This is a genomic window from Oxynema aestuarii AP17 (genome assembly GCF_012295525.1).
Taxonomy (GTDB): domain Bacteria; phylum Cyanobacteriota; class Cyanobacteriia; order Cyanobacteriales; family Laspinemataceae; genus Oxynema; species Oxynema aestuarii.
In genome coordinates this window covers 352486-375619 of the sequence record NZ_CP051167.1, presented here as the reverse complement: position 1 = coordinate 375619, position 23134 = coordinate 352486, and the positions used below count along the sequence as shown (strand labels likewise).

Below are 23134 nucleotides of genomic sequence, written 5' to 3'. Positions count from 1 at the left end.
TTGCACTTGAGATAGGGAAGACCGTTCGGCTTGCTGGGAATGCGAACGTGTCGATCGCTCTCGATCGCCCAATTTAAATGCTCAACCCCTTACGGCGACTCGATCTGTACTCGCACAGTTACTCGGAAACGGCATTAGATTGTAATTCCATCGCACGATTGTTGGCTTCGATCGCCTCGTTGTAACGTCCCAAATGCTGCAACGCCGTACCTTTGTTAATCCAGGCATCGCGAAAATCGGGCTTGAGTTCGAGGGTTTTTTCCCAACTCGTCAGCGCTTGTTCCCACTGCTTCAAGGCGCCAAAACCTACGCCTCGATAAAACCAGGTTTCAAAATCGTCCGGTTGAAATTCCAAAGACCGATCCCAAGCGGCGATCGCCTCTTGCCATCGCCCTAAATTACGACCGAGGGCCAGTCCCTTATTATACCAAGTTTCTGCATCTTGCGGTTTGAGTTCCAAGGCCCGGTCCCACGAGGCGATCGCCGCTTCGATGTCGCCGCAGTCGTAGAACGCATCGCCGCGATGGGACCACGCCGGGGCCGCACTCGGATTTAAAGCGATCGCCCGGTCGTAAGAGGCGATCGCACCTTTGAGTTGGCCTAAATTTGCCAAAGCGACGCCGCGTTCCAACCAAGCGCGATCGTGGTTCGGATCGGCTTCTAACACGCGGTCGAAAGCACTTACGGCTTCTTCAAATGCTCCGGCGTGCAGGCGATCGCTGGCTCGATTGAATTCCACTTCCAGCGCTTGGCGATCGAGTGCGGCGATCGTCGCGGGACGGTCGTCTCGCCAAAAATCGCTATCGATCGCTTCCGATTGCGGTGTGGGTTCGGGTTGCGGTTGCGATTGCGGTTGCGGGGGACTCTCGGCGGGAACCGCGCGCCCTTCTAACTGGGCGCCAATTTCGCGGGCGATCGCCCGAATTGTCTGTAAATCGTCCACGGAGTGGCTGCGATCGCTCAAACGCAATAAGCGACGGGCTAATTCGCCATGGGAACCCTCGTTCGCGAGCCGTTCGTCCCCAAAACGACGCAACCAACTTTCCCAATCGGACAGGGTGGCGCGATCGCTCAACGCCTCGAAAAATCGGTAAATCTTAACCCCTTCCCAACCGCGATCTACGCCGTCGAGCAATTGTAAAAAATAATGTTCGTATTGGGTTTTGTCAAGTGGTTCCGGTTTGGCGGCGATGGGCCGATCGGTCGATGGCGTCGTTGACGAACCGAAAAGGGTTGTAAATCTCCCTGAAAACCACTGCCAAACTCGTTGGAACATCTGGCACCTCTATAAAATCCAATTGAGAAATGAAATCGCGATCGCCCGTTGTAGCGTAGAGCATTATAGATCGATCGCAGCGAAGCTCGGCGATCGCCCGGGTTTCCTTGCCAAATGTCAACCCGTAGAGGAGACCCCAACATTAGACGCCCATTGAGAACCAACACTTTAGGCGATCGCGCCGTGCTCAGCCGACCGCGATCGCACCCCTCTCGACTCCGATCGGTCGAGATCTCCCCTATTGCGGGGTTTGTTGTAACTCCGGTCTCTCGTCGGCAACGATCGCCCCTTCCACCGGACAAACTTGCAAGCAAATACCGCAGTCAATGCAGGTTGCAAAGTCGATCCAATACCAATCCGTCCCCTTGCTATTCTTTCCCGGACCGGGATGAATGCACGCCACCGGACACGCATCTACACAGTCGGCAACGCCTTCACAAACATTGGTAACAATCGTATGTGACACAGTTCTCCTCGAATTTAATCAACGTCGGGATTGGCTCGATCCAATCCGCTAAAGTGCCTATGTCTAGCCTAGCAGTCCCGTCGCCCCTCGCGCACCCACTCAACGACAACCGAGAGAATACCGGGTTTCCACCCCCGTTTGCGAATTGACCCCGGAGGCGATCGCGCACAATTGCCGCAGTTGCGCCCCATCTAACAAGGCATCGGTGAAATCCGCCCCTTCAATTTGGGTATCTTCAAACAACGACCCCAGTAAAATCGTCTCCACCAACACCGCATCGCCGAGATCGGCCTCGGTCAAGTCCGCTTGATCTAACATGGCATTGGTTAAATTAGCGCCGTGAAAATTCACCCCAATTAAATTCGCCGCGCTGAAAATTGCCCCTTGAGCGTCCGCGTCCCTAAAATTGGCAAATTCTAAATTAGCATTGGCAAATTCTGCCGAATACAGTTGTTTTCCCGAAAAATCTTGACCCGACAGTTGGGCGTGACTGTAAGAAAGCGGTGGAGGATAATATTTCGTCGCTTGCGCCAACACGGGGGTGGGAAATAAGCCAACGATCGCCGCGACCCACAGCAGCGCGATCGCCCACCACAGGCCCTTGGAGGCGATCGCCTGGAAAAACTCGCGCTTTTTCATGGTCTTCCATCCCTTACAAATCACTTTTGATGTTATTTGATGTTATTTTAGGGAGTTTCGCCATCCCGGAACGGTTTTCCCCCTGTCCGTCTCCCCCCTTCCTCTCGCTAACATAAAAATTGATACCGAGATCGAAAGAGTTAAACCACAATCATGCTCAACTTCATTCTGACCTGGTTGGGGGCCGCCGTTTCCCTCCTGATTACCGCCTACATCGTCCCGGGAATGACACTGGCGGGCTTGTCTTCCGCCGCGATCGCCGCGATCGTCATGGGACTGGTCAACGCCGTCGTCAAACCGCTTTTAGTCCTGTTTACCCTACCGCTCACCGTTTTGACCCTCGGCTTATTCTTGCTCGTCGTCAACGGGATTAGCTTGGGACTGGTCGCCTATCTTACCCCCGGATTCACGATCGCCGGATTCTTCCCCGCCGTGATCGGCGCGATCGTCCTGTCCTTCGTTTCTAGCTTAATTGGTAAGTTCGTCGGTCAAGTCGAGCAGGAAATCAGTTAATTCGGTTAATTCGGCTAATCAAGCCCTCTAGGGTTGGCCCTTCCTCTCAATTGCTCGTCAATACTTCCGCCAACCCTACTCTACTCGTCCCCGTTGCCACAACTTGACCCGTCCGTTCCACAGGGCCGTGACTAACGTCTTTCCGTCGGGACCGAACGCCAGGGATGTCACGACATCCAATTCGTTGCCCAAGGTTTTGACCAGTCCCCCAGTGGCGAGATCCCAGAGTTTTACCTGTCCGTCCCAACTGCTACTCACTAAAGTCTGTCCGTCGGGACTGACGGCGATCGCCCAAATCGTCCCGTCGCGATCGCGCAATGTGGTTTCAATCTCCCCAGTTTCGAGATTCCACAGTTCGATTTTATTGTCAAAACTGCTCGCCACCATCGATCTGCCGCGATCGTCGTCGAACAAATGCCAGACTTTCCCCAGTCTTCCCCTCGGAAGGGATAACGCTTCGCCACTGGCAAGATCCCACCGTTTAATCCGTCCCTGCCAATCGCTACTGAGTAGGGTGCGACCGTCCGGGGTCGTCGCCAGGGCCGTAATTCGATCGCCCTTCCCGTCAAAAGTGCGGATTTTCACAAAATTTTTATTCTCAAGAACGGGGGAATTCTCCAGCTTAAAACTGTCGATCTTGCCGCTCGCCCGCCCCACTAGCAAGCGATCGCCCTGCTGGCTCACCGCGAGTGCCGTCACCCGATCGCCCGTCCCGGCAATCGTAGTGATTTGCGAAAAACTTGCCAGATCGTAAACGGCGATGCCGCCGTCCTCGCCGCCGACGAACAACTGGCGTCCGTTCGGGCCATAAGTGAGAACTTGCGGCCCGCTCCGAGTCGTATTAAAAGTGCGCGCGATCGTGCCGTCTTCGGCCTTCCAAATTTGGAGCGATCCGCTCGCACTCGCCAGGGCGAGGGTTTTACCGTCCGGACTCAAGGCGAGGGCATTGGCGGCGATCGCCCCCAAATTCGGGTCTAATGTATAATTCAAAGCGAAGGAACTGCCGCGATTCGGCGAGTCGTCCCGGTCTCGGGCGGCAGCGAGGCGATTTTGGAAGCGGCGATCGCCTTGTAAAACCTCTAAATAATATTGATAATAATCCGTGTAAGAGATCGTATGCACTTGCACTTGTTCGATCTTAATTTTGGCATCGATCGCCGCCAAACCCGAAAGGGCAAATTGGGGATCGCTCGCTCCGGCGGGAACCGTATTCGTGGCTTTTTCCAATTCCCTTTGTTTGTAGAGTTTTTCTAAGGTTTCGGAAAGCAATCCTTCGATTTTTTGGCCAAAATTCGGATAGCTATATTCGCTCAAGCGATAAATCAAGGAATCAAAAATCGAACTGTCCAGAATAATATCGCCACGATTTTCGACATCGATGGTGGGGATATCGCCGTAGGCGCGATCGAAGGCGGCGACAGCTTCTTCTTTGAGGAAGGGAGGGGCCGCTAAGGTAATTAATTGGAGATTGGAGGCTCGAATCCCGTAATTTTTCAGCAACGCCGTGTAAATACTCGCCGCCGCCGCCCCCAAACTATGTCCGGTGACCATAATTTCGAGATCCACATTCGGATCGTTTTGCAAGGCGAGAAAGGTCTCGATATCCGGTAAAGTGGCCTCGAAAATACTCGCCGCATAGCGATAAAATCCGGAATGAACGAGTAAGTCCGGTTGTGCTGCGGAGAGGGGAACTGCCGGAAAGCTTAAATCGCTAAATAAATCGTTAATTTTGAGGGGATTGGTGCCTTTAAAGGCAATTAAATAATGATGTCGTTCGCGACCGTTTTCTTGTCGGTTTTGGCGGTGAAAGATTAAGGCATAACCGCCTAAATCCTGGAAGGACGCCCGCAGTTGTTCGATAAAGGTTTTAACCATACTCGCCCCCGCTTGTTGGGGACGATCGCGGGAGTTGAGGCGATCGATGATTTCGTCGTTACTCAGGGATAAATCGATAATCCGGTAATCTTGCGGCTGACAGTGGGGGAAAGTCCACGGACAACGGGATAAATCCCCTTGTAATTCCGACGTGTAGATGATGTCGGCGGCAATTTCGGAGGCGATCGCCACGTCCCGACAGCCGACGGGATCCCGGGCGCAAAAGTTTTTATATTCTTGGAGGAGGGGATAGGTCGAAGGGGTTGGGGCTGCGGGTGCGGCGATCGCGCGCTCGAAGCTGCACAAAATCGGCGCGATCGCGCAGGCGACCGTCAGGGTAGCTTTGCGCATGGTAGGAGGAACGAGGGACGAATCGGGTTGCAGATCCCGGGATCGTCCCGATCTTAAGCGATCGCCCCCGGTTTTGTCGTCGCGCGATCGGGTGAGGGCGATCGGGGGAGGGTCGCGGGTGGAGTCTACAGACCCAAATCGACGGCGATCCGGTGGGCGCAGGCGAACCCGGAAAAGGCGACGGCGTTTAAGCCCTGTCCGGGGAAGGTGCTATCGCCGACGCAATACAAGCCGGGAACTGAAGTGCGATTAAACGGCATCGGTAACAAGCCGGGTAACTTGCGGTTGGGAATCGGGCCGTAGGTGCCATCGACGCGGTTTAAAAAGCGGCGGTGCGATCGCGGCGTCCCGACTTCCATAAAGTCCAGGGCCGCATCGAGACCCGGGAACACCCGTTCGAGGCGATCGACGATTTCCCAGGCGAGTTCTTCTTTCTTGGCTTCGTACTCACTCGGAGAAAGGTCTTCCCACTGTTCGATCCAACTCGGGGTGAAGCTGTGGATGATGTGATAGCCTTCCGGGGCCAAGTCGGGATCGAGTAAGGTGGGAATCGAGACGAACAGGGTGCCGTAAGGGTCTTCCATTTCCTGCCAATTTTCGACGATGATGTGATGGCAGGCGGTATCGGCGCTCAGTAGGGAGGCTTCGACGCCGAGGTGCAAGCTGAGGAAACTGGGCGATTTTTGGTAGCGATCGCGCCAGCGCCGTTCTTTCGCCGGGAGGGGGCGATCGCCGAGTAAGGTGTCAAAGGTATCCCATCGGGTGGCGTTGGACACGATCCGTTCGGCGCGGTACTCTTCCCCGGTGGCGAGGCGGACGCCGACGGCGCGACCGTTTTCGACGAGGATTTTGGCGACGCGCGCCTGATAGCAAATTTCGCCCCCGGCGTTTTCCAAGCCTTCGACGAGTTTCTGCGCGATTTGTCCGACGCCGCCTTTGGGATAGTTAATCCCGCCGTAGTGGCGATCGGAAAACACCATCCCGGCGTTAATCATCGGGGTCAGGTCGGCGGGAACGACGGACCAGCAGTAGCATTCGATATCGATAAATTTAAGAACTTGCGGGTCGCGGATGTATTTACGCGCGATTTGTCCGGCGTTGACGGGTAAATATTTGACCAGTCCCAAACAGGCGCGGGGATTTTGGAAGAAGACGCGGGTCAGGTAGCGTAGTTCTTCTAAGGAGAGTAACTCGATCGCGTTGAGGCAGTTAAAGACGTTCCAGCATTCATCGTAGAACTGCCGCAGTCCTTGCCGTTCGTGGGGGAAGCGATCGCCGAGTTCTTGCAAGAATTTCTCATAATCCCGGTGAACTTGCACGGTGACGTCGTCCGGTAAGTGGTAGTGAATTTGAACCGGATCGGGAATGGTTTCGAGGCTGACGCCGACGGCATCGAGGGCGCGGGTGAGTAGGTTGGTGGTACCGCGATCGCCGAAGCCGAAGATCATCGAGGCGCCGACGTCGAAGCGATAGCCCGATCGCTCGAAGTAGCCGGAACTGCCGCCGGGAATCACGTAGCTTTCGAGAACTAGAACCCGCGCCCCTTTGGCGGCGAGTTGGGTGGCGGTTACCAGTCCGCCGATCCCGGAACCGATGACGATCGTGTCAAATTGTCGGGTTTGAGGTAACTGTCTTGGGGAAAGAGCTGCCATGAGTCGTAATTGCGCGCTTGCTGGGGGAAGGTTTCCAGGTTGGGTCAATTTTTACGAGTGTAGCGCTTTGTGGTCAACCTGGAGGGGAGCGAGGGCGCGATCGTCCCGGATTTGGCCAAAATTACTAAAAAAAACCGGGATCGGTCTGCCATTGCCGACCAATCCCGCCTGCCGATCCTTTGAGAGGAGAACACTATGGAAGTTACTATAGAGTTATTGAAAATCTTTGTCAATACTTACTGAGAATTTTTTTCAAAAATTTTTTTGACGGGGAGAGCGAAGGGGCGATCGCCCGGGCTGACGGCGGGCAGAGGCGATCTGAAATCTAAATCTCAAATCTCAATCTCAAAACATCTCAAAACCGAAAACCCTCAAGCCCAAACGCAGTATCATGGGTCAGGTCTTCAACTGCGATTGTCAGTCATCTATTGCTTATGACGCTTCAAATGCGCGTTTACGTTCCCCCCCATCCCTTGATCCAACATTGGTTGGGGGTTGCCCGGGATGCTTCGACGCCTCCATCCTTATTCCGTTCGGCGATGACCGAGTTGGGGCGGTGGCTGACTTACGAAGCCTGTCGCGATTGGTTGCCGACTCTGGAAACGACCGTCGAAACCCCCCTGGCCCCTTGTCGCGCCCAGTTAGTCGATCCGCAAAAGCCCTTAGTTGTGGTTCCCATTTTGCGAGCCGGGTTAGCGTTACTCGACGGCGCCCAAGGGGTGCTACCGTTAGCCTCGATCTATCACTTTGGAATGGTGCGCGACGAGGAAACCTTGGAAGCGAGTTGTTATTTGAATAAATTTCCCCCCCAGTTCGACCCGGAAACGCGGGTGCTGATCTGCGAGCCGATGTTGGCAACGGGAGGAACAATTACGGCGACCTTGGAAGCGTTGGGCGATCGCGGGATCGATCCCGGGAAGATTCGGATCGTCGCCGTCGTCGCCGCGCCGCCTGCGTTGCAGAAGTTAAGCGCCAACTATCCGAGTTTAAATATTTATACCGCATGTATTGACGAAGGTCTTGACGATCGCGGCTTTATCGTCCCGGGATTGGGGGATGCGGGCGATCGCACCTTCGGAACCTAGAGGGCGATCGCGAACTCCGGCGAATCTGCACTAATCTAAAAACAGTACGCAACCTCACCCACAACCCAAGCCATGAGCAATCGAGATAATTTTACCGGTGGTTTTATCGCGGGAGCGGTAGTCGGCAGTTTGATCGGCGCCGCACTCGGTTGGGTGGTCGGCTCCAAACTCTCCGATGAAGAGACCGTCGGCGAAAACGGTCATTTGAGCGAGGGGCGATCGCGCAAATTCAAACCCTATTCCCAGCAATCCGAAGAAAACATCGAACAAGCACGGCGCTCTTTAGAAGGAAAAATCGCCCAACTCAACGAGGCGATCGACGACGTGCGCCAGCAACTCGGCGACGTCAACTCGATGTCCGAACAAGAACTCCTCGAATCGCCTTCCCGCAGCGAAGAAGTCTAAGTCGTGCCTCGGATTCGGCGATCGATTACACTGAATGCAAGTCCTGTTGTGGGCCGTGTTTTGTAGAAACTAACGAGTCACTAAGCCTATGAGTCCTGCCATTAACTTACTCGCCAGTACGATGGCGACCTTTTTACAAATCTATTTCGTCCTGTTGATCGTTCGTATTTTTCTGAGCTGGTTTCCCAATATCAACTGGTACGACCCGCCGTTTTCGATTGTCAGCCAGTTAACGGATCCCTACCTCAATATCTTCCGCTCGTTCATTCCTCCCTTGGGTGGAATTGATTTTTCCCCCATTTTGGCTATTTTCTTGTTGCAAATTCTCTCCTCTGTATTTGCCAGTTTCCAAGGGGCGCCCGCATTTTAAGGTGAGTCGGGTGGGTCTGGCCCACCCAGTCCCCCGGAAGTTTAGAAGCGTACTCGTCCGGTAAAGCCCGAAGCTTTGAACTGCTCCAATTTCAACGGAGTGGGGAGATTGGAGGGTACGGTCAGTTGCAATTCAAAATTGCTTTCTCCCGGGGGGACTTCGTCAATTTTTCCCAAGCGGGTACGATTCGGTAAGACGTTGTTGTTATTGGCGTCGTAAACGCGACCGTAGATATCGGCATCGTAAATCGTTTTCCCCGAGGGATTTTTAGCTTTCCCGGAAACGATGAAACAGTTAGCGCTCATGATACTGCCACTGGCGACGGCGCCTTCGGATAAAGCCGTGGGACAGTCGCGATAGGACAGGTCGTAGAGTTTGATTTGGGTGATGGCCCAAGCGGGGGCGGCAAATCCCCAGGAGGCGATCGCCGTCAGACAGACGGCGAGGAAGAGACGGACGAGGCGATCGCGCCGCATCCAAGGGCGATCGAAGAAGGGGTTAAAGATCGACATGAGTTTCTAATAATTGCGTAATAACAGATCGAAGGGATTGAAAAATCCTCGATCCCAGCTTACCGCGATCGCCCGATTGCCGTTAGATCGAGCCCAAATGTTCCTGTAAGGACCGACGCATCACGTCCACGGGAACGGGTCGATTTAACCAGAGTTGTAAGGCGGCGGCCCCTTGTTGCACCAACATTTCCAAGCCGTCGATCGCCACGGCGCCGACTTGGCGCGCCTCTCGCAACAACCGCGTCGGATTGGGGGTATAAATGAGGTCGTAGACGATCGCCTCGGCAGGTAATTGGGCCAGTAGCGACGCCTCGACTGGAGTGCGATCCACCTGGGGGTGCATCCCCACCGGAGTCGCATTGACCAGCAAGTCTGTTTGCGCCAACACGGCGGGCAGATCCTCCCAGAGGCCCATTGAAAGCGGGGCGATCGCGATCGGCGATTCCGCCCAACTGCGCGCGAAAATGTCGAGTTTGGCGCGATCGCGACCCACCACGACGATCGCCTCGCACCCCAGTTCCGCACAGCCCGCCACGATCGCCCGCGCGGCGCCCCCCGCCCCTAAAATCGTCGCTTGGGTTCCCTTCCAGGGGCGATCGCGCGCCCGTAACGGCGCCAAAAAGCCCTCCACGTCCGTATTCGTCCCGGCCCATCCCGTGGGGGTGCGCCACACCGTATTCACCGCCCCCACCGCCCGCGCGACCGGAGACACTTCGTCCAAGAAGGCGACGATCGACTGCTTGTGAGGTATTGTGATATTAAAACCGCACAAACCGACCGCCTCAAACCCGGCAACTGCCGCACTTAAACCCTCCGGTTTGACCGGGAAAGGAAGGTAAACGTAATCGACTTGCTCCCCTTCAGTGGCGGACAGGGCCGCGATCGCCGCATTGTGCATCACCGGGGAGAGGGAATGTTCCACGGGATGACCGATGACCCCGAGGAGTTTTGTCTTTCCTGTAATCGCCTGCATTAAAATTTACGGGTGAGTCGTACTGATGACTTACTGCTTCTCCAGAATACGATCGATCGAGACGTTCTTATCTGCTGACGAATCGAGAAATTCTATGTCACAATTGCGATCGAGACCGATGTTTTCTTGGGTTTGTATCACTTTTAATAAATCAAGTATCTATCATTGTGTTATCATTCGTTATCTTCCCCTCCGATTTAAAACCTGGGGTAATTCGGGCGATCGCATCGTATTGAATAGCTCTTTTTAAAATGAAAAGACTGACCTATATTAGTAAATTTTCTCGACCGCTTTCCCCAGAAGAGGTTGAAGGGATCGGACAAGTTTCGCGTCGCAACAACCAACGGGATGGGATTACCGGAGTCTTGCTTTGTTCTGGCGGCATCTTTTTCCAAATTTTAGAAGGAGAAGCCGAAAAAATTGACAAGCTTTATAAGAAAATCTTAAAAGACGATCGCCATACCGATATTTTATGTTTAAAATCTGAGTTAAACGTCCGTACCCGGATGTTCCCGGACTGGTCGATGCAGACCATTATTTTAGACAACAATAAAGACTTATTAATCAAACCCATTGACAGCCTGTTAAAAACAGTTACCCGGTCTCACCGTATTTTAGAGAAATACACCCAATCTAAAATCTTTGAAATTATCAGTCAGGGAATTAATCCACTTTCCGTTCGTCCGGTTAAAAGCGAAAAAGTTATTTTATTTGGCGATATTATTTCATTTTCCACCTTCGCGGAAAAACTGCCCGTCGAAGAGGTCGTCGATTTAGTCAACAATTATTTTAGTATCGCCACGAAAATAATTACCCGACAAGGCGGAGAAGTCAGTAAGTTTATTGGCGATTGTATTATGGCATATTTTGACGGCGATCGCGCGGACAATGCCATTCAAGCGGGAGTCGAAATTTTAGAAGAATTAGCAATTTTAAGAAATAGCGTTGCACCGGACAGTCCCCTGCGCTTTCTATATACAGGAATGGGATTGGCGAAAGGGAAAGTGATCGAAGGGAATATCGGTTCGGCGGTGAAAAAAGAATATACAATTATCGGCGATGCGGTTAACGTCGCCTCTCGCTTGGAAGCCCTGACCCGACATTTGACCTATGCGATGGTTTTTTCTGTCGAAGTCAAAAACAGTGCTAAAAAGTCCTGGAATTTCATCAAAATTGATAACTATCAAGTCAAAGGTAAATCAAATCCGGTTGAGATTTATTCAATCAATGATGAAGGGGTTAAGAAAGAGCAAAAACTTTCCGCGATCGCGCAGGAAATTCGCGAATTTTTAAATCAAATTGAAGGATAAAGAGAAATTAACCAGTTAAAAAAAAGCGGCCAAAATGACCGCGCCACTTTTCAAGAAATTTTATTAAATTGTATCTTCAATTTTAAAAACTCCACATCACCGGATTCTCATCGAGAGAATCCGTAACAGTACGCCCGATCGCATCAATTTCTTTCAGATCTTCTGACGATAATTCGATCGATCCTGCTTTAGCATTATCCACCGCTTGACTCGCATTGCGCGCCCCGGCGATCGCATTGGTTTGCGGTTGAGCAATTAACCAAGCTAACGCTAATTGAGCGAGACTACATTGATGGCGATCGGCGATCGGACGCAGGCGATCTAAAGCAGTTTGTACTCGTTCGTAATTGTCTCGATTGGCAAATAACTTATTTTTAGAACGGTGATCCCCTTCTTCAAATTGATGGTCGCGCCCGAATTTTCCCGTGAGTAAACCTTGCGCTAAAGAAGAATAGGCTAAAATTGAAATATTGTGTTCGACACAATAAGGCATTTCATTTTTTTCAACTTGTCGCCAAAATAGAGAATAAGGTGGTTGTAAGCTGTCAATGCTTCCAAATTGATCGGCTTCGGCAATTTGTTCGCGGGAGAAATTAGAAACACCGATCGCCCGGATTTTGCCTTGCTCTTTGAGATCGTTTAAAGCGCGCATCGTTTCTTCAATGGGGACGATTTCGCTGCCCCAACTGCCAGAAGGCCAGTGAATTTGATAGAGGTCGATATAATCGGTCTTGAGTCGTTTTAAACAGCCTTCGCAGGAGCTAATCACTTGGTCGTATTTCAAATGATTGGCAAACACTTTAGTGGCGTAAACGACGCGATCGCGCACGTCCGCCAATGCTGCACCTAAAATCGTTTCGGAGTGACCTTCACCGTACTGTTCGGCGGTATCGAAGGTGGTGATTCCCGCATCAAAAGCGGCGCGAATCCCTTTAGTAATTTCGTCATCGTCGATACCGACCCACATATTTTTCCCGGCTTGCCAGGTTCCCATAATAATGGGGGTGATTTGAATCTCTGTATTTCCCAAGGGGCGCGTTTTCATTAATCCTCCATGGTTGGATTGACAATTTTTTGATAATTTTGTAATTATAGCAAATTAATTTTTTCGAGTCAGAGGATTGGAATGCTATCTAATCCTATCTGAATTTTGAAATTTTAAAAAACTATACAGCACTCGGGCGTCTGATGAGGTACAGTGCCGATCCCCCCTATCCCCCCTTCGCCCCCCTTTGAAAGGGGGGTTGGGGGGATTTCGGGGGGAACGAGGAAAGTAGGGGTTGGGTTACCAAACCCCTACCTGGCGAGGGGGATTTCGGGGGATCTAAATGTCTTGCATAGCAGAGGAAAATGCTGTAGTTGAAGGGAGATTAAAACCATCGATGTGTCAATGTAAAGAGGCTAATTCCATGAGTGAAATGATGACTCACGCCCTCAAAGAATGGGCGATCGCCGTCGAAGCGTTGGAACGGGGAGAAACGATCGTTTTACTGCGTAAAGGTGGGATTCGCGAACGGGGGGGAAAGTTTACGATCGATCGCGATCGCGTTTTACTCTATCCGACTTACGAACATCAAAAACCCGAATTACTCAAACCGGAATATGCGCGAAAAGTGACCCCAGTAGAATCCGGGTGGCATCCAGAAACGGTCAGAATCGGCAGTTGGGCGCAGATTACGGACATTTTACCCGTGGGCGATCGCGCCGCCGTCAGCGCCGTGCTACCGTATCATATTTGGACCGATCGCCTGACGGAAGATCGCTTGAAATGGAAGCCGCAACAACCGCTTTACGTACTGTTATTGCGCGTGTTTCGCTTGGCGCAAGTGCGCCAGATCCCTTACCGGGAGGGGTATGGCGGTTGTCGGTCGTGGATCGAACTGACCGACGCGATCGCGATCGCCGACTCGTCCCCGGTGTTGACGGAAGCGGAGTATCGATCGCGATCGCAAGCCGTTCGCGATCGTCTTGCGGAGGCTGTAACGCCCTCACCATAAGGTTCCGAAGCGAATATTCAACTCGCGCAACCACTGACGATAGGCGATCGAAGCGCGATCGCACGGGAGGTGAATTTCTGCCTTTAAATCCAGGGGGAGACGCTTGGGACGTTGGGAGGCGACAATCGGCAGATCTTGACGGACGACGCGATCCTGAAATGCCCGTAATTCGGTTTCTGGCAGGTTGTGACCGTAATTCATCGCGATCCACATCCAACCGACGCACGCTTCTTCCGCCGTGGGACAGACGGTGAAGAAAATCGCCAATTTTCCGCCCCTTGCGTGTTTGACAAAGGAGGCGGTAAGCGGTCGCGAAACCGAGTAATCGTAAGTGACCCGACCCCCGGATCCGGTTCCGTCGGGATCGGGCTGCCAAACCCCGACGTTGTTGAGTTTGAGTCCGTTGCGATCGCGATCGATCGTGTATTCTTCCACCCGGGGGCGATCGCGATCGCCGAGTAAGCCGTCGTGAACGAAGGGAAAATGAGACACGTCTAAAAAGTTTTCGATCGCCCGAAATCCACTAGATTCGTAAACATACGGACCGCACAAGAATTTCCGATAATTGGGATCGTTCCATTCACGAAATTCTGGGATTGGAACGTTGTTTTTACTTAAATTAACCCAAATTAAATCGTAATGAATCTGACAGGGATAAGATCGAACGTGCAGGCGATCGGGCGGTTTTAAATCCGGGTGCGCCGGAATGAAAATGCATTGTCCCGCGCGATCGTAGTGCAATCCGTGATAGGGACAAACGAGACGATCGCCCGTCGCGGTTGCGCCGGAAAGCTTGGCGCCGCGATGGGGACAGCGATTTTCCCAAACCGCGACGCGATCGCCATCGCGCCACAAGATTAACGATTCTCCCAACAAGCAGCGCTCTTGGATCGTCGTTTCTTCGAGTTCGTTTAAGGCGGCGATCGGGTGCCAGTCTTCATGCAAAGCGCGATCGATCTCGTTCATGCTCAAATCCTCCTGGTCGGGGTTTATAAAAATTAATATTTTTTCGATCTAATGACTAATTGATAACATTATAAAAGTGAATCGTATCAATTTAAAATTTTGGTAACTTTCCAGGAACTTTATAAACGATCGAACGTCTTTCGACTGTATCTAAATCTCAAGAATTGAAGTGCGCGATCGCGGCGATCGGGTTAATTTTACGGTTCTAAAAACTTAGCAATAGAACGATTTTGCCGGACGGTAACGGCGATCGTCCTGGGGAGCGATCGCGCCTCGGACAATTTCATTTTTTTTCTCTTTTGTTACCCCTCTCGGCTTTATTGACCATCTCTCACCTTTGGACTGTATAAAATTTACAGGCAATCGGATTCCAGAGGCGATCGCGCCCTAGATTTTGTCACCACAAATCGAGCCATTCTTACAAGCGCGAACGAAAAAGCTCAAACTTAAAAACAAGACAATTTTTTTTTGGCCTTGACGTTTTTTATTTTGCCTTTTGCAGACTTTTACTCTACGATCGACAATCAGTGAACGGAATCTATAAGGTAAAACATGCGATTAGTGGTGGGGGGACTGATAGCGACAATCCTGTTATGGGCCTTGCCAGTACAAGCACAAATTTCCCACGCCCAAGTGATGGCATTAGTGGAAGCGCTCCGACTGGCAGCACCGCAAACTTCTAGTCAAGAAGACGGATTATACAGTCCGTGGAAAATCAAACCCTCTAATATCCCTCGCTGGTCGAGATTGTGTATTGGAGAGGAATTGACTCCCGAACAATTTGAGGAAAATGTCCAAAAAGCTAGACTTGTTGTTGCTTGCGTGATGGATGACATTCTCAGAAAAGAATATCCAGAAAGTGACAATAACGAGTTTACTGCCGTCCGTCGTGCGGCATCGTGGTGGGTTTCGGGAGATCCTTCACTCTACGATAGGGGCGATATTCGTATCTATACCGAGCGCGTCTTGCGGTTCTACGAAGAACTGCGCGTAACGCCTAGTGATTTTGTCCCGTTACGGGTCACTAACTAGGTCGAAGCTCCAACAAACCCCAACTGACAATCGATCGGCCAAATGGCTGCATTGTGCTCTTTGAGATCGCCCAAAGCGCGAACGCGCGATAACTCCCAAACTGAGTTGCTGCGCGATCGCCATTCCCAACCGAGTAGAGAAGAATTTGTCAGAGGGAGTTAGCCCTTTTTATAACTTCGGGGATGCATCTATTAATTTTAAAGTTTAGCGTTTAGATTTTAGATTTGGGGAAGTTTATATTTGAGATTTTAGATGCGATCGCCTTTCTCCAATCGATAGGCTGTTGCTCTTTTAAAATGCATATAGCAGTCCTACATGACGGGTAACCCAAGTCGGGAGAAAGATGCTCCCAATCCCATTTTAGTAGAGACATGGCATTGCCGCGTCCCTACAAGCGATCCATTTTACAATCTATTGAGGATCGCTATAAGAGTCACGAGGCGATCGGAACAATTGCACCACAGAAAAACTATCTTCGATCGCCTGTTTAAGAAGGATTTCTAGCTGGAATCACGCAGCTCAAATATCTAACAGCTTAAAATGCCTGACGCTTGAAAATAATAGAATTTTTTGCCTCTCTTGCTTTCTCTACATCCACTAAAAAGAGTAAAATTAAACCGACAATAAAGAAAATAATTAAAGAGAGAATGGCCGTGCGCGCGTTTCCAGTGAAATGCCCGATCGCGCTAAACGCCAACGGCCCAAAAATCGCCGAACCTTTATTAAATACCGAATAAAACCCGTAAAATTCTGCGGAAGCGTGAACCGGAACGATCGAGCCGTAAAATGACCGACTTAACGATTGCGAACCGCCTTGCACCAATCCGACGATCGCCCCCATCACGAAATACTCGACCGAACTGGTTAAAAAATAAGCATAAATCACGACAATCGACCAACCGACTAAAGTAAAGATTAAAGCGGTTTTCGTCGAAACCCTTTCCGCTAACTTACTAAATCCTAACGCCCCCGCCACACTGATAAACTGAATGGCCAATAACGTTCCCATCAAGACCGCATTGGAAAATCCCAATTCTTGGGTGCCGTAAATTGTCGCCATTGCCATCACTGTTTGAATGCCATTGTTATAAATTAAATAGGCAATTAAAAACCGTAAAAGATGGTTGAACTTTTTAACCTTTCTAACCGTGGCAACCGTGCGTAAAATTCCAATTTCCGTATAAGCGCGCCATTTAGGAATCCGTCGATAAGCGGCGGGTAAAGATTCCGTCGGCGGAGCTTCTTTTAAGGTGAAAAAAGTAATTAAAGCAAAACCGCCCCACCATAAAGCAGCCATTAACATCGCCAAGCGGGCGGCGAATTCGGCAGATAGACCGAAAGTAGCATGTTTGGCAATTAGTAACAGGGCGATCGCGAACTGCACGCCGCCGCCGACATATCCGAATGCAAAGCCTTTTCCCGAGATCCAATCTAATTTATTTTCCGATGCAATTTGGGGTAAAAAGGCATCGTAAAAAATATTGGCCGCCACAAAACCAATTTGAGCAATAATGAATAAAAATATTGTCGCTAAAATATCGCCTTGTCCGCAGAAAAACAGTAAAATGGCGGCAAGACTTCCGGTGTAACAAAACACCATCATAAACTTTTTCTTGGCGGCGGAAAAGTCGGAGATTGCGCCTAAAATTGGGGCGAACAGAAAAACAAAGAAAGCAGAAACACTGACCATCAACCCCCAAATTGAGGTGGCGCTGTAATAAGTTCCTGCAAATTTCAATCCTTCGGAAGGGACGACGACAGAGGCGAAATAGGCGGGTAAAACGGCGACGACGATCGTGGTGACATAAGCTGAGTTGGCCCAATCGTACATCACCCAACCGAAAATTTGTTTTGGATTGTCGAGCATGGGTTAATGAAGGAAATAATTCAATTAATGACAAGAAGACTAACCGGATAAACGACCGGATTTACCCTGGAAATAATGACAATTTCGAGGGACTTTTTCGAGAATCGGACGATCGCCTGCCGTCGATTCTAACCTTTGGGGAGCAATTGCCCACGGGCGATCGCCCGGGAAAACGACCGCATTCGGGTTAAACTTTATCTCGCATCGCGCCATCTCACGCGCCATCTCAACAGGGGAAATGCAGCATCCACAGCCTTTTAAGCGGCGATCGCGCCGACTGTATGCCTTTTTTTGCGCCTTGGGGCTAATTCTTGCCCTCTTGGGCGCGCAAGTCCCGTTTCAAGTCGGTTTCGCCTTCGACCTGCCCCGTAACCAAGCCCTTTACGTTCCCATGAGTGACGGAACCAAAATCGCCCTCGATTTGTGGTTACCCGCCGATTTGAAACCGGACGCCCGCATCCCGACGGTCATGCGGATGACCCGCTACTGGCGATCGTTCGGTTTAGTGGACTTACCCATGGAATCGGATCCCAACTACGGAGACGCCCGACGCTGGAACGAGGCGGGTTACGCCCTGGTCATCGTCGATGGGCGCGGGAGTGGGGCCTCCTTCGGTAGCCGTCCTCACCCGTGGTCCGAACGCGAGATCGAGGACTACGCGGAGATCGTCGAGTGGATCGCGCGTCAGCCCTGGTCTAACGGTAAAGTGGGCAGTTTTGGAATTTCTTACGAAGGCAATGCGACGGAGTTACTCGCGGCCCACCACCCGGAACCGCTTAAGGCGATCGCCGTCCAATTTAACAACTTCGACCCCTACACCCAACTCGCCTTTCCCGGCGGTGTTTTTAACGAGTGGTTCGTCCGTCAGTGGAGTGACGGCAATCAGGTTCTCGATGCCAACGATCGCTCGTTTATCTGCGTCATTCAAAAGCTGACCGGGGAAAGTTGCGAGGCGGCGAAAGCGGTGGTGACGGGGGTTAAGCCCGTGGATGAGGATACGGACGGGGAACTGCTGAAGGCGGCGATCGCCGAACGTCGGCAGAATTTGAACGTCTACGAGGCGGCGAAAGACATCACCTATCGCGACGACCCCTTCGGCGATCGTGGCGATACTCTAGTAGACTTTAGCCCCTATCACTTCCAAGAGGAGATTTCCGAGTCGGGAATCGCAATCTTTGCCCGAGGCAGTTGGTTCGATGCGGGTACGGCTAGCGGCGCCCTCAGTCGCTTTTTTACCTACGACAATCCCCAAACCGTGACGATCGGTCCGTGGAATCATGGGGGGAATTTCGACTCGAACCCGTACAATCCGCCGCGACACTTCGTAGACCCGCCGTTTTCCGAACAATTGGAAGAGTTAACGGCGTTTTTCGATGCGTATCTCCAAGATGACGCCGAAACGACCCCGCCGCCCTCAGAAATTCGGTATTACACCGTAGGGGCCGACGAGTGGAAGCGGACCACGGTATGGCCGCCGGAAGGGGTGGAGCTGAGATCGTGGTATTTGGCGCCGGATGGCGGTTTGAGTCCCGAGGCCCCGAGGGGCGATCGCGCCGCCGATACCTACGCGGTGGATTTTGCGGCGACCACAGGAACGGACAATCGCTGGCATACCCAAGCCGGGGGGAAAGATGTGGTTTACGGCGATCGCGCCGACGCCGACCGCCACTTGTTGACCTATACCAGCCCTCCTTTGACCGAGGACGTGGAAATTACCGGAGATCCGGCGATTACCCTTTATTTGAGTTCCACGGCCACTGACGGGGCATTCTACGCCTATTTAGAGGACGTAGACGAGGGCGATCGGGTGACCTATCTCAGCGAAGGACAATTGCGCGCCCTTCACCGTCAAATTTCCTCGGAAACGCCCCCTTATCGGGTTTTCGGTCCCTATCATTCCTTCGAGAGAGAAGCGGGAATGCCGTTAAAACCGGGAGAGGTAACGGAAGTGTCGTTTTCGTTATTCCCCATTTCCGTCTTGTTGAAAAAAGGCCATCGCTTGCGCGTGGCGATCGCCGGACACGATGCGGACACCTTCGCCCGCTATCCCGCCTCCGGTCACCCGACCTTAACGATCCGGCGCGATCGGCGTTATCCGTCTAAAATTGAGTTGCCCGTGAGGGGATTTTAGGTTTTAGATGTTGGATGTTGGATGGCGGGTCCGATCGCCCGCCCTACCGCGTTCCGAGGTTCTGCCATCCCTACGGCGTCAACACCGTATCCGTCGGCGCCGAACCCACCGCCCCGGAATAGACTAAACCGCGTTCCATATCCAGGGTCAAAATTGCCCCTTCCCGAATCAGTTGAGTGGCGTTTTTGACCCCGACAATGGTGGGGAGGCCCAAGCGCAAGCCGATCACTGCCGCGTGACTGGTGAGGCTTTCGTCTTCTGTAATCACCCCGGACGCTTTACGCATCGCTTCGACAAATTCCGCATTGGTTTTGCGAACCACCAGAATTTCGCCGGGATTGAAGTTGCCGACTTCTAAAGCACTTTGAGCGACCCGGGCCCGACCGCTTACGGACCCTTGACCCAAGCCGACCCCTTTACCGAGGACGGCGGTGACCACTTCGACTTTGATTAAGTCGGTGGAACCGGACACCCCTTGCAAGGTTCCGGCGGTCATGACCACGAGATCGCCCTCGGAGAGCATATCTTTTTCTTGGGCGACGCCGAGGGCCGCTTGGAAGGTTTGCCCGGTGGAGGGTAAATCGAGGACCAGCAGGGGTTTGACCCCCCAGACGAGCTGGAGTTGGCGGGCGACATCCACGTGAGGGGTCACCGCCAGAATCGGGGTTTGCGGGCGGAATTTGGAGACGTTGCGGGCAGTGGACCCGGTTTTGGTGAGGGTCATGATCGCCGCCGCGTCGAGTTGTTTGGCGATTTTGGCGACCGCTTGGCTGATGGCGTTGGGAATCGATCGCCCGGTATCGGAGAGGCTGGTTTGACCGATCGCCTGATCCCGTTCGATGCGCGTGGCGATGCGCGACATAGTACGCACGGCTTCGACGGGATGTTTGCCCACGGCGGTTTCGTTGGAGAGCATCACCGCATCGGTCCCGTCGAGAATGGCGTTGGCGACGTCGGAAATTTCGGCGCGGGTGGCCCGGGGGCTGTGAACCATACTGTCGAGCATTTGGGTCGCCGTGATCACCGGGATGCCGAGGTGGTTGCAGGTCGCAATCAGCCGTTTTTGGACGATCGGCACTTCTTCGGCGGGAATTTCGACGCCTAAATCGCCGCGAGCGACCATGATGCCGTCACACAGGGGAAGAATGGCTTCCATTTGTTCGACGGCTTCGTGTTTTTCGATTTTGGCAATCACGGGGACGTGTTTGCCCGTGCTGGAAATCAGTTCTTTGATTTCGAGGATGTCTTGGGGGTTGCGCACGAAGCTCAAGGCGACCCAATCGACCCCTTGATCGAGTCCGAAGAGCAGGTCTTCGCGGTCTTTATCGGTGAGGGCTTTGACGGAGAGGTAGACCCCGGGGAAGTTGACCCCTTTGCTGTTGGAGAGGGTACCGCCGACGACGGTGATGCAGTGGAGTTCGCGGGTGACTCGGTCTACTTTTTCGACGCGCATTTCGACCCGTCCGTCGTCGAGCAAGATCGTGGCGCCTTCGGGAACTTCGTCGGCGAGGGGTTCGTAGGTGACGGAGGAGATCTCTTGGGTACAGGGGACTTCGCGACTGGTGAGGATGAAGCGATCGCCTTTTTGGAGGTAGATCGACCCTTGCTCGAACCGACCGAGACGAATTTTTGGCCCTTGCAAGTCTTGTAAAATGCCCACGGGCTGGTTGAGCTCGAAGGAGGTTTGCCGAATCAGCCGGATATTGCGCTGATGGTCTTCGTGGGTCCCGTGGGAAAAGTTGAGGCGGAGCGTCGTAGCGCCTGCTTCGATCAGTTCTCGGAGAATATCCGGTTGGCTGGTGGCCGGACCGATTGTTGCTACGATCTTGGTTCGACGCGGACAGTTTCGCAATTGCATTAACTCAAATCGGGAGGTAGATAAGACGGAATCTTGTTGTTTCTGGGGTCTATTTTTTACGCTTGAGGACCGAACTGACTCAGGTACAGTCCCGAGCTGATTTTGGGTCGGTCTAGTTTCGACGACTTGACCAAAAGACCGCGAATTTATAAATACTACTTATATTTTCATCCAGATTAGACACGCGGATTCACAAAACTTTATATTTGAAGATGCTTATTGTACATTATCCGAGGATTCGTTGAAAGGAGTAAAGAAGAACATGTCAGAGGCGACGCCGCCACTGAGGGTGCCTAAAGAGTTTCTCGGTCCTCCAGAGGACTTCAATCCCACACTGCTGATGTTTTTTGCGGCGGTGGGGTTAGTGCTGCTATCGACGTTGGGGTATTGGCAGCTCCACTGGCCGGGATGGTGTTGTTTTTTCATTAATGTCGTGGCCCTGCACATGGCGGGAACGGTGATTCACGATGCCTCTCATCATGTGGCACACCGCGATCGCCTCATGAATGCGATCTTGGGTCACGGCAGTGCGTTGATGTTGGGCTTTGCGTTTCCGGTGTTTACCCGGGTTCACATGCAACATCACGCCCACGTCAACGATCCGGATAACGATCCGGATCATTTTGTTTCGACGGGCGGCCCTTTGTGGTTGATTGCGGCGCGCTTTTTTTACCACGAAATCTTTTTCTTCAAACGTCGCTTGTGGCGCAATTACGAGCTGCTGGAATGGTTTTTAAGCCGTTTGGTCGTGGTCGGGGCGATCGCGATCGCCTGTCAGTATGATTTTCTCGGCTATATTCTCAATTTCTGGTTCTGTCCGGCTTTAGTCGTCGGTCTGGCTTTAGGGTTGTTTTTCGACTATTTGCCCCATCGACCGTTTAAAGAACGCGATCGCTGGAAAAATGCTCGGGTCTATCCGAGTCCGGTGTTGAATTTATTAATTTTGGGTCAGAATTACCACCTCATCCATCATTTGTGGCCTTCGATTCCCTGGTACAAGTACCAAAGTGCGTATTGGGCGACGAAACCGCTTTTGGAAGCGAAAGGCTGCCATCAATCCCTCGGACTCTTACAAGGAAAAGACTTTTGGAGTTTCCTCTACGACATTTTTCTCGGCATCCGCTTTCACCACCACCGCCCTGAGAGCAAACCGGAAATTAAGTAGCATATTTTTGAATATCTGTCAAGGTTCGAGCCAGCCGCAGCGCCGACGCGAACCGGGGGAAGGTGGGGCGATCGCGCCTCCCTCCCCCATTTTTATCGGTCGAGTCCCCGGCGGGGAAGGAGGTTCTCATCGAGGAACCCCCACCCCCGCACGGATTTTAAGATCCGACTCGGGAAAAACTCCAGTCCGGTCTGAGATTCTTCGCCTGCCGCAAGTACGGGTGGTGAACTTCGAGGTGGGATGCGGGGAGGTTGACGTGAATCAAAAACCGAATGCACCGTTCTAAGTCACCGACCACGTGCATGTGCTGCACGTCCAACAAGGGCACATTTTCCCAGTGGGGACGCTGACGCGCGATCGCCGCCGGGAAAATCGCATCCAAATCTTTCGTCACCGAAAAAATCGCGCTGATCGTCATTTCCGGCTCGATCTGATTGCGTTTCTCCAATTCGTCGAGCAATTCGGTCACTGCCTCGCGAATGGCTTCTACTGTGTTCGCCGAAGCAGTTGTCGCTCCACGAATCGCGCGAACTCTCCACTCCACGCCAAAATCCTCCATTTTTTCTCAATTGTCAGCGATCGGGTTGCGCGGACTCGGGGGCTCCCGCGATCGGGCGCCAAGGCTCCCAGTCCGCCCAGATCCGGGGAACTTCGTCAGCCTCAGCCGAGGGCGCGCTCCCCCAATCCCCCC

Annotated in this window: 21 protein-coding genes; 9 read left to right on the top strand and 12 right to left on the bottom strand. The window is 52.4% G+C overall.

Annotation, left to right across the window (positions count from 1 at the left end):
• Nucleotides 1–118 precede the first annotated feature (118 nt).
• The 3 genes from HCG48_RS01595 to HCG48_RS01585 form a co-directional block, all read right to left on the bottom strand.
• The gene (locus HCG48_RS01595; RefSeq protein ID WP_168567595.1) at nt 119–1276 is read right to left on the bottom strand and encodes a tetratricopeptide repeat protein; all 1158 of its coding nucleotides are present in this window, start codon (nt 1274–1276) and stop codon (nt 119–121) included.
• A gap of 238 nt (nt 1277–1514) precedes the next feature.
• The gene (locus HCG48_RS01590) at nt 1515–1742 is read right to left on the bottom strand and encodes a ferredoxin family protein (protein WP_168567594.1); all 228 of its coding nucleotides are present in this window, start codon (nt 1740–1742) and stop codon (nt 1515–1517) included.
• A gap of 99 nt (nt 1743–1841) precedes the next feature.
• Nucleotides 1842–2381, bottom strand: a complete 540-nt coding sequence (locus HCG48_RS01585) for a pentapeptide repeat-containing protein (RefSeq protein ID WP_168567593.1) — start codon at nt 2379–2381, stop codon at nt 1842–1844.
• Between the two features lie 153 nt (nt 2382–2534).
• Between HCG48_RS01585 and HCG48_RS01580 the strand changes: the two genes are divergently transcribed.
• Nucleotides 2535–2894: a phage holin family protein gene (locus HCG48_RS01580; protein WP_168567592.1), complete on the top strand. Its 360-nt coding sequence runs from the start codon at nt 2535–2537 to the stop codon at nt 2892–2894.
• Nucleotides 2895–2969: 75 nt separating this feature from the next.
• Here HCG48_RS01580 and HCG48_RS01575 read toward each other — a convergent pair whose 3' ends face one another.
• Nucleotides 2970–5120, bottom strand: a complete 2151-nt coding sequence (locus HCG48_RS01575; protein ID WP_168567591.1) for a lipase family protein — start codon at nt 5118–5120, stop codon at nt 2970–2972.
• 125 nt (nt 5121–5245) lie between these two features.
• Nucleotides 5246–6772, bottom strand: coding sequence for a carotenoid isomerase (crtH, locus tag HCG48_RS01570; RefSeq protein WP_168567590.1), 1527 nt, complete (start codon nt 6770–6772; stop codon nt 5246–5248).
• 434 nt (nt 6773–7206) lie between these two features.
• On the opposite strand from crtH, the gene upp reads away from it, so the two are divergent.
• From upp to HCG48_RS01555, 3 genes are all read left to right on the top strand, one after another.
• A complete protein-coding gene (gene upp / locus HCG48_RS01565; RefSeq protein WP_168567589.1) occupies nt 7207–7857 on the top strand; it encodes a uracil phosphoribosyltransferase in 651 nt (216 codons plus the stop codon).
• 72 nt (nt 7858–7929) lie between these two features.
• On the top strand, nt 7930–8262 hold the full coding sequence (locus HCG48_RS01560; protein ID WP_168567588.1) for a ssl2009 family thylakoid membrane protein: 333 nt from the start codon (nt 7930–7932) through the stop codon (nt 8260–8262).
• Nucleotides 8263–8350: 88 nt separating this feature from the next.
• Nucleotides 8351–8632, top strand: a complete 282-nt coding sequence (locus HCG48_RS01555; protein WP_168567587.1) for a YggT family protein — start codon at nt 8351–8353, stop codon at nt 8630–8632.
• A 41-nt stretch (nt 8633–8673) separates the two neighbouring features.
• On the opposite strand, the gene HCG48_RS01550 is transcribed toward HCG48_RS01555, so the two are convergent.
• Nucleotides 8674–9144, bottom strand: a complete 471-nt coding sequence (locus tag HCG48_RS01550; RefSeq protein ID WP_375339324.1) for a hypothetical protein — start codon at nt 9142–9144, stop codon at nt 8674–8676.
• Nucleotides 9145–9226: 82 nt separating this feature from the next.
• Entirely contained in the window at nt 9227–10117 is an 891-nt protein-coding gene (locus HCG48_RS01545; protein ID WP_168567586.1) for a shikimate dehydrogenase, read from the bottom strand.
• A 251-nt stretch (nt 10118–10368) separates the two neighbouring features.
• Between HCG48_RS01545 and HCG48_RS01540 the strand changes: the two genes are divergently transcribed.
• The gene (locus tag HCG48_RS01540) at nt 10369–11427 is read left to right on the top strand and encodes a BLUF domain-containing protein (RefSeq protein ID WP_168567585.1); all 1059 of its coding nucleotides are present in this window, start codon (nt 10369–10371) and stop codon (nt 11425–11427) included.
• 82 nt (nt 11428–11509) lie between these two features.
• On the opposite strand, the gene HCG48_RS01535 is transcribed toward HCG48_RS01540, so the two are convergent.
• A complete protein-coding gene (locus HCG48_RS01535; RefSeq protein WP_168567584.1) occupies nt 11510–12472 on the bottom strand; it encodes an aldo/keto reductase in 963 nt (320 codons plus the stop codon).
• Between the two features lie 364 nt (nt 12473–12836).
• Between HCG48_RS01535 and HCG48_RS01530 the strand changes: the two genes are divergently transcribed.
• Nucleotides 12837–13424, top strand: coding sequence for a DUF1802 family protein (locus tag HCG48_RS01530; RefSeq protein WP_168567583.1), 588 nt, complete (start codon nt 12837–12839; stop codon nt 13422–13424).
• Here the strand turns inward: HCG48_RS01530 and HCG48_RS01525 are convergent.
• Nucleotides 13416–14390 carry an aromatic ring-hydroxylating dioxygenase subunit alpha gene (locus HCG48_RS01525; protein WP_168567582.1) on the bottom strand — a complete coding sequence of 325 codons (975 nt, stop codon included), beginning with the start codon at nt 14388–14390 and terminating at the stop codon, nt 13416–13418. The two genes, HCG48_RS01530 and HCG48_RS01525, sit on opposite strands and share 9 nt — an antisense overlap.
• Before the next feature lie 552 nt (nt 14391–14942).
• Between HCG48_RS01525 and HCG48_RS01520 the strand changes: the two genes are divergently transcribed.
• Entirely contained in the window at nt 14943–15422 is a 480-nt protein-coding gene (locus HCG48_RS01520; RefSeq protein ID WP_168567581.1) for a hypothetical protein, read from the top strand.
• 535 nt (nt 15423–15957) lie between these two features.
• Here HCG48_RS01520 and HCG48_RS01515 read toward each other — a convergent pair.
• Nucleotides 15958–17289, bottom strand: a complete 1332-nt coding sequence (locus HCG48_RS01515) for an MFS transporter (protein WP_168567580.1) — start codon at nt 17287–17289, stop codon at nt 15958–15960.
• 238 nt (nt 17290–17527) lie between these two features.
• Here HCG48_RS01515 and HCG48_RS01510 point away from each other — a divergent pair, with 238 nt between their 5' ends.
• Nucleotides 17528–19420, top strand: coding sequence for a CocE/NonD family hydrolase (locus tag HCG48_RS01510; protein WP_168567579.1), 1893 nt, complete (start codon nt 17528–17530; stop codon nt 19418–19420).
• 70 nt (nt 19421–19490) lie between these two features.
• Here the strand turns inward: HCG48_RS01510 and pyk are convergent, their stop codons facing one another.
• Complete coding sequence (gene pyk / locus HCG48_RS01505; protein ID WP_168567578.1) at nt 19491–21278, bottom strand: pyruvate kinase; 1788 nt, start codon at nt 21276–21278, stop codon at nt 19491–19493.
• Between the two features lie 262 nt (nt 21279–21540).
• On the opposite strand from pyk, the gene crtR reads away from it, so the two are divergent.
• Complete coding sequence (crtR, locus tag HCG48_RS01500; protein ID WP_168567577.1) at nt 21541–22443, top strand: beta-carotene hydroxylase; 903 nt, start codon at nt 21541–21543, stop codon at nt 22441–22443.
• Nucleotides 22444–22600: 157 nt separating this feature from the next.
• Here crtR and aroH read toward each other — a convergent pair whose 3' ends face one another.
• The gene (gene aroH / locus HCG48_RS01495; protein ID WP_200666355.1) at nt 22601–22987 is read right to left on the bottom strand and encodes a chorismate mutase; all 387 of its coding nucleotides are present in this window, start codon (nt 22985–22987) and stop codon (nt 22601–22603) included.
• Between the last annotated feature and the right edge of the window lie 147 nt (nt 22988–23134).

Bases quoted from the DNA above. Each gene is read 5' to 3' on its own strand.
- crtR (WP_168567577.1), top strand. From the start codon at position 21,541: ATGTCAGAGGCGACGCCGCCACTGAGGGTGCCTAAAGAGTTTCTCGGT.
- HCG48_RS01560 (WP_168567588.1), top strand. From the start codon at position 7,930: ATGAGCAATCGAGATAATTTTACCGGTGGTTTTATCGCGGGAGCGGTA.
- HCG48_RS01545 (WP_168567586.1), bottom strand. From the start codon at position 10,117: ATGCAGGCGATTACAGGAAAGACAAAACTCCTCGGGGTCATCGGTCAT.
- pyk (WP_168567578.1), bottom strand. From the start codon at position 21,278: ATGCAATTGCGAAACTGTCCGCGTCGAACCAAGATCGTAGCAACAATC.
- HCG48_RS01535 (WP_168567584.1), bottom strand. From the start codon at position 12,472: ATGAAAACGCGCCCCTTGGGAAATACAGAGATTCAAATCACCCCCATT.
- HCG48_RS01540 (WP_168567585.1), top strand. From the start codon at position 10,369: ATGAAAAGACTGACCTATATTAGTAAATTTTCTCGACCGCTTTCCCCA.
- HCG48_RS01555 (WP_168567587.1), top strand. From the start codon at position 8,351: ATGAGTCCTGCCATTAACTTACTCGCCAGTACGATGGCGACCTTTTTA.
- HCG48_RS01550 (WP_375339324.1), bottom strand. From the start codon at position 9,144: ATGTCGATCTTTAACCCCTTCTTCGATCGCCCTTGGATGCGGCGCGAT.
- HCG48_RS01525 (WP_168567582.1), bottom strand. From the start codon at position 14,390: ATGAACGAGATCGATCGCGCTTTGCATGAAGACTGGCACCCGATCGCC.
- HCG48_RS01515 (WP_168567580.1), bottom strand. From the start codon at position 17,289: ATGCTCGACAATCCAAAACAAATTTTCGGTTGGGTGATGTACGATTGG.
- HCG48_RS01580 (WP_168567592.1), top strand. From the start codon at position 2,535: ATGCTCAACTTCATTCTGACCTGGTTGGGGGCCGCCGTTTCCCTCCTG.
- HCG48_RS01585 (WP_168567593.1), bottom strand. From the start codon at position 2,381: ATGAAAAAGCGCGAGTTTTTCCAGGCGATCGCCTCCAAGGGCCTGTGG.
- HCG48_RS01520 (WP_168567581.1), top strand. From the start codon at position 14,943: ATGCGATTAGTGGTGGGGGGACTGATAGCGACAATCCTGTTATGGGCC.
- HCG48_RS01575 (WP_168567591.1), bottom strand. From the start codon at position 5,120: ATGCGCAAAGCTACCCTGACGGTCGCCTGCGCGATCGCGCCGATTTTG.
- crtH (WP_168567590.1), bottom strand. From the start codon at position 6,772: ATGGCAGCTCTTTCCCCAAGACAGTTACCTCAAACCCGACAATTTGAC.
- HCG48_RS01530 (WP_168567583.1), top strand. From the start codon at position 12,837: ATGAGTGAAATGATGACTCACGCCCTCAAAGAATGGGCGATCGCCGTC.
- HCG48_RS01510 (WP_168567579.1), top strand. From the start codon at position 17,528: ATGCAGCATCCACAGCCTTTTAAGCGGCGATCGCGCCGACTGTATGCC.
- upp (WP_168567589.1), top strand. From the start codon at position 7,207: ATGACGCTTCAAATGCGCGTTTACGTTCCCCCCCATCCCTTGATCCAA.
- HCG48_RS01595 (WP_168567595.1), bottom strand. From the start codon at position 1,276: ATGTTCCAACGAGTTTGGCAGTGGTTTTCAGGGAGATTTACAACCCTT.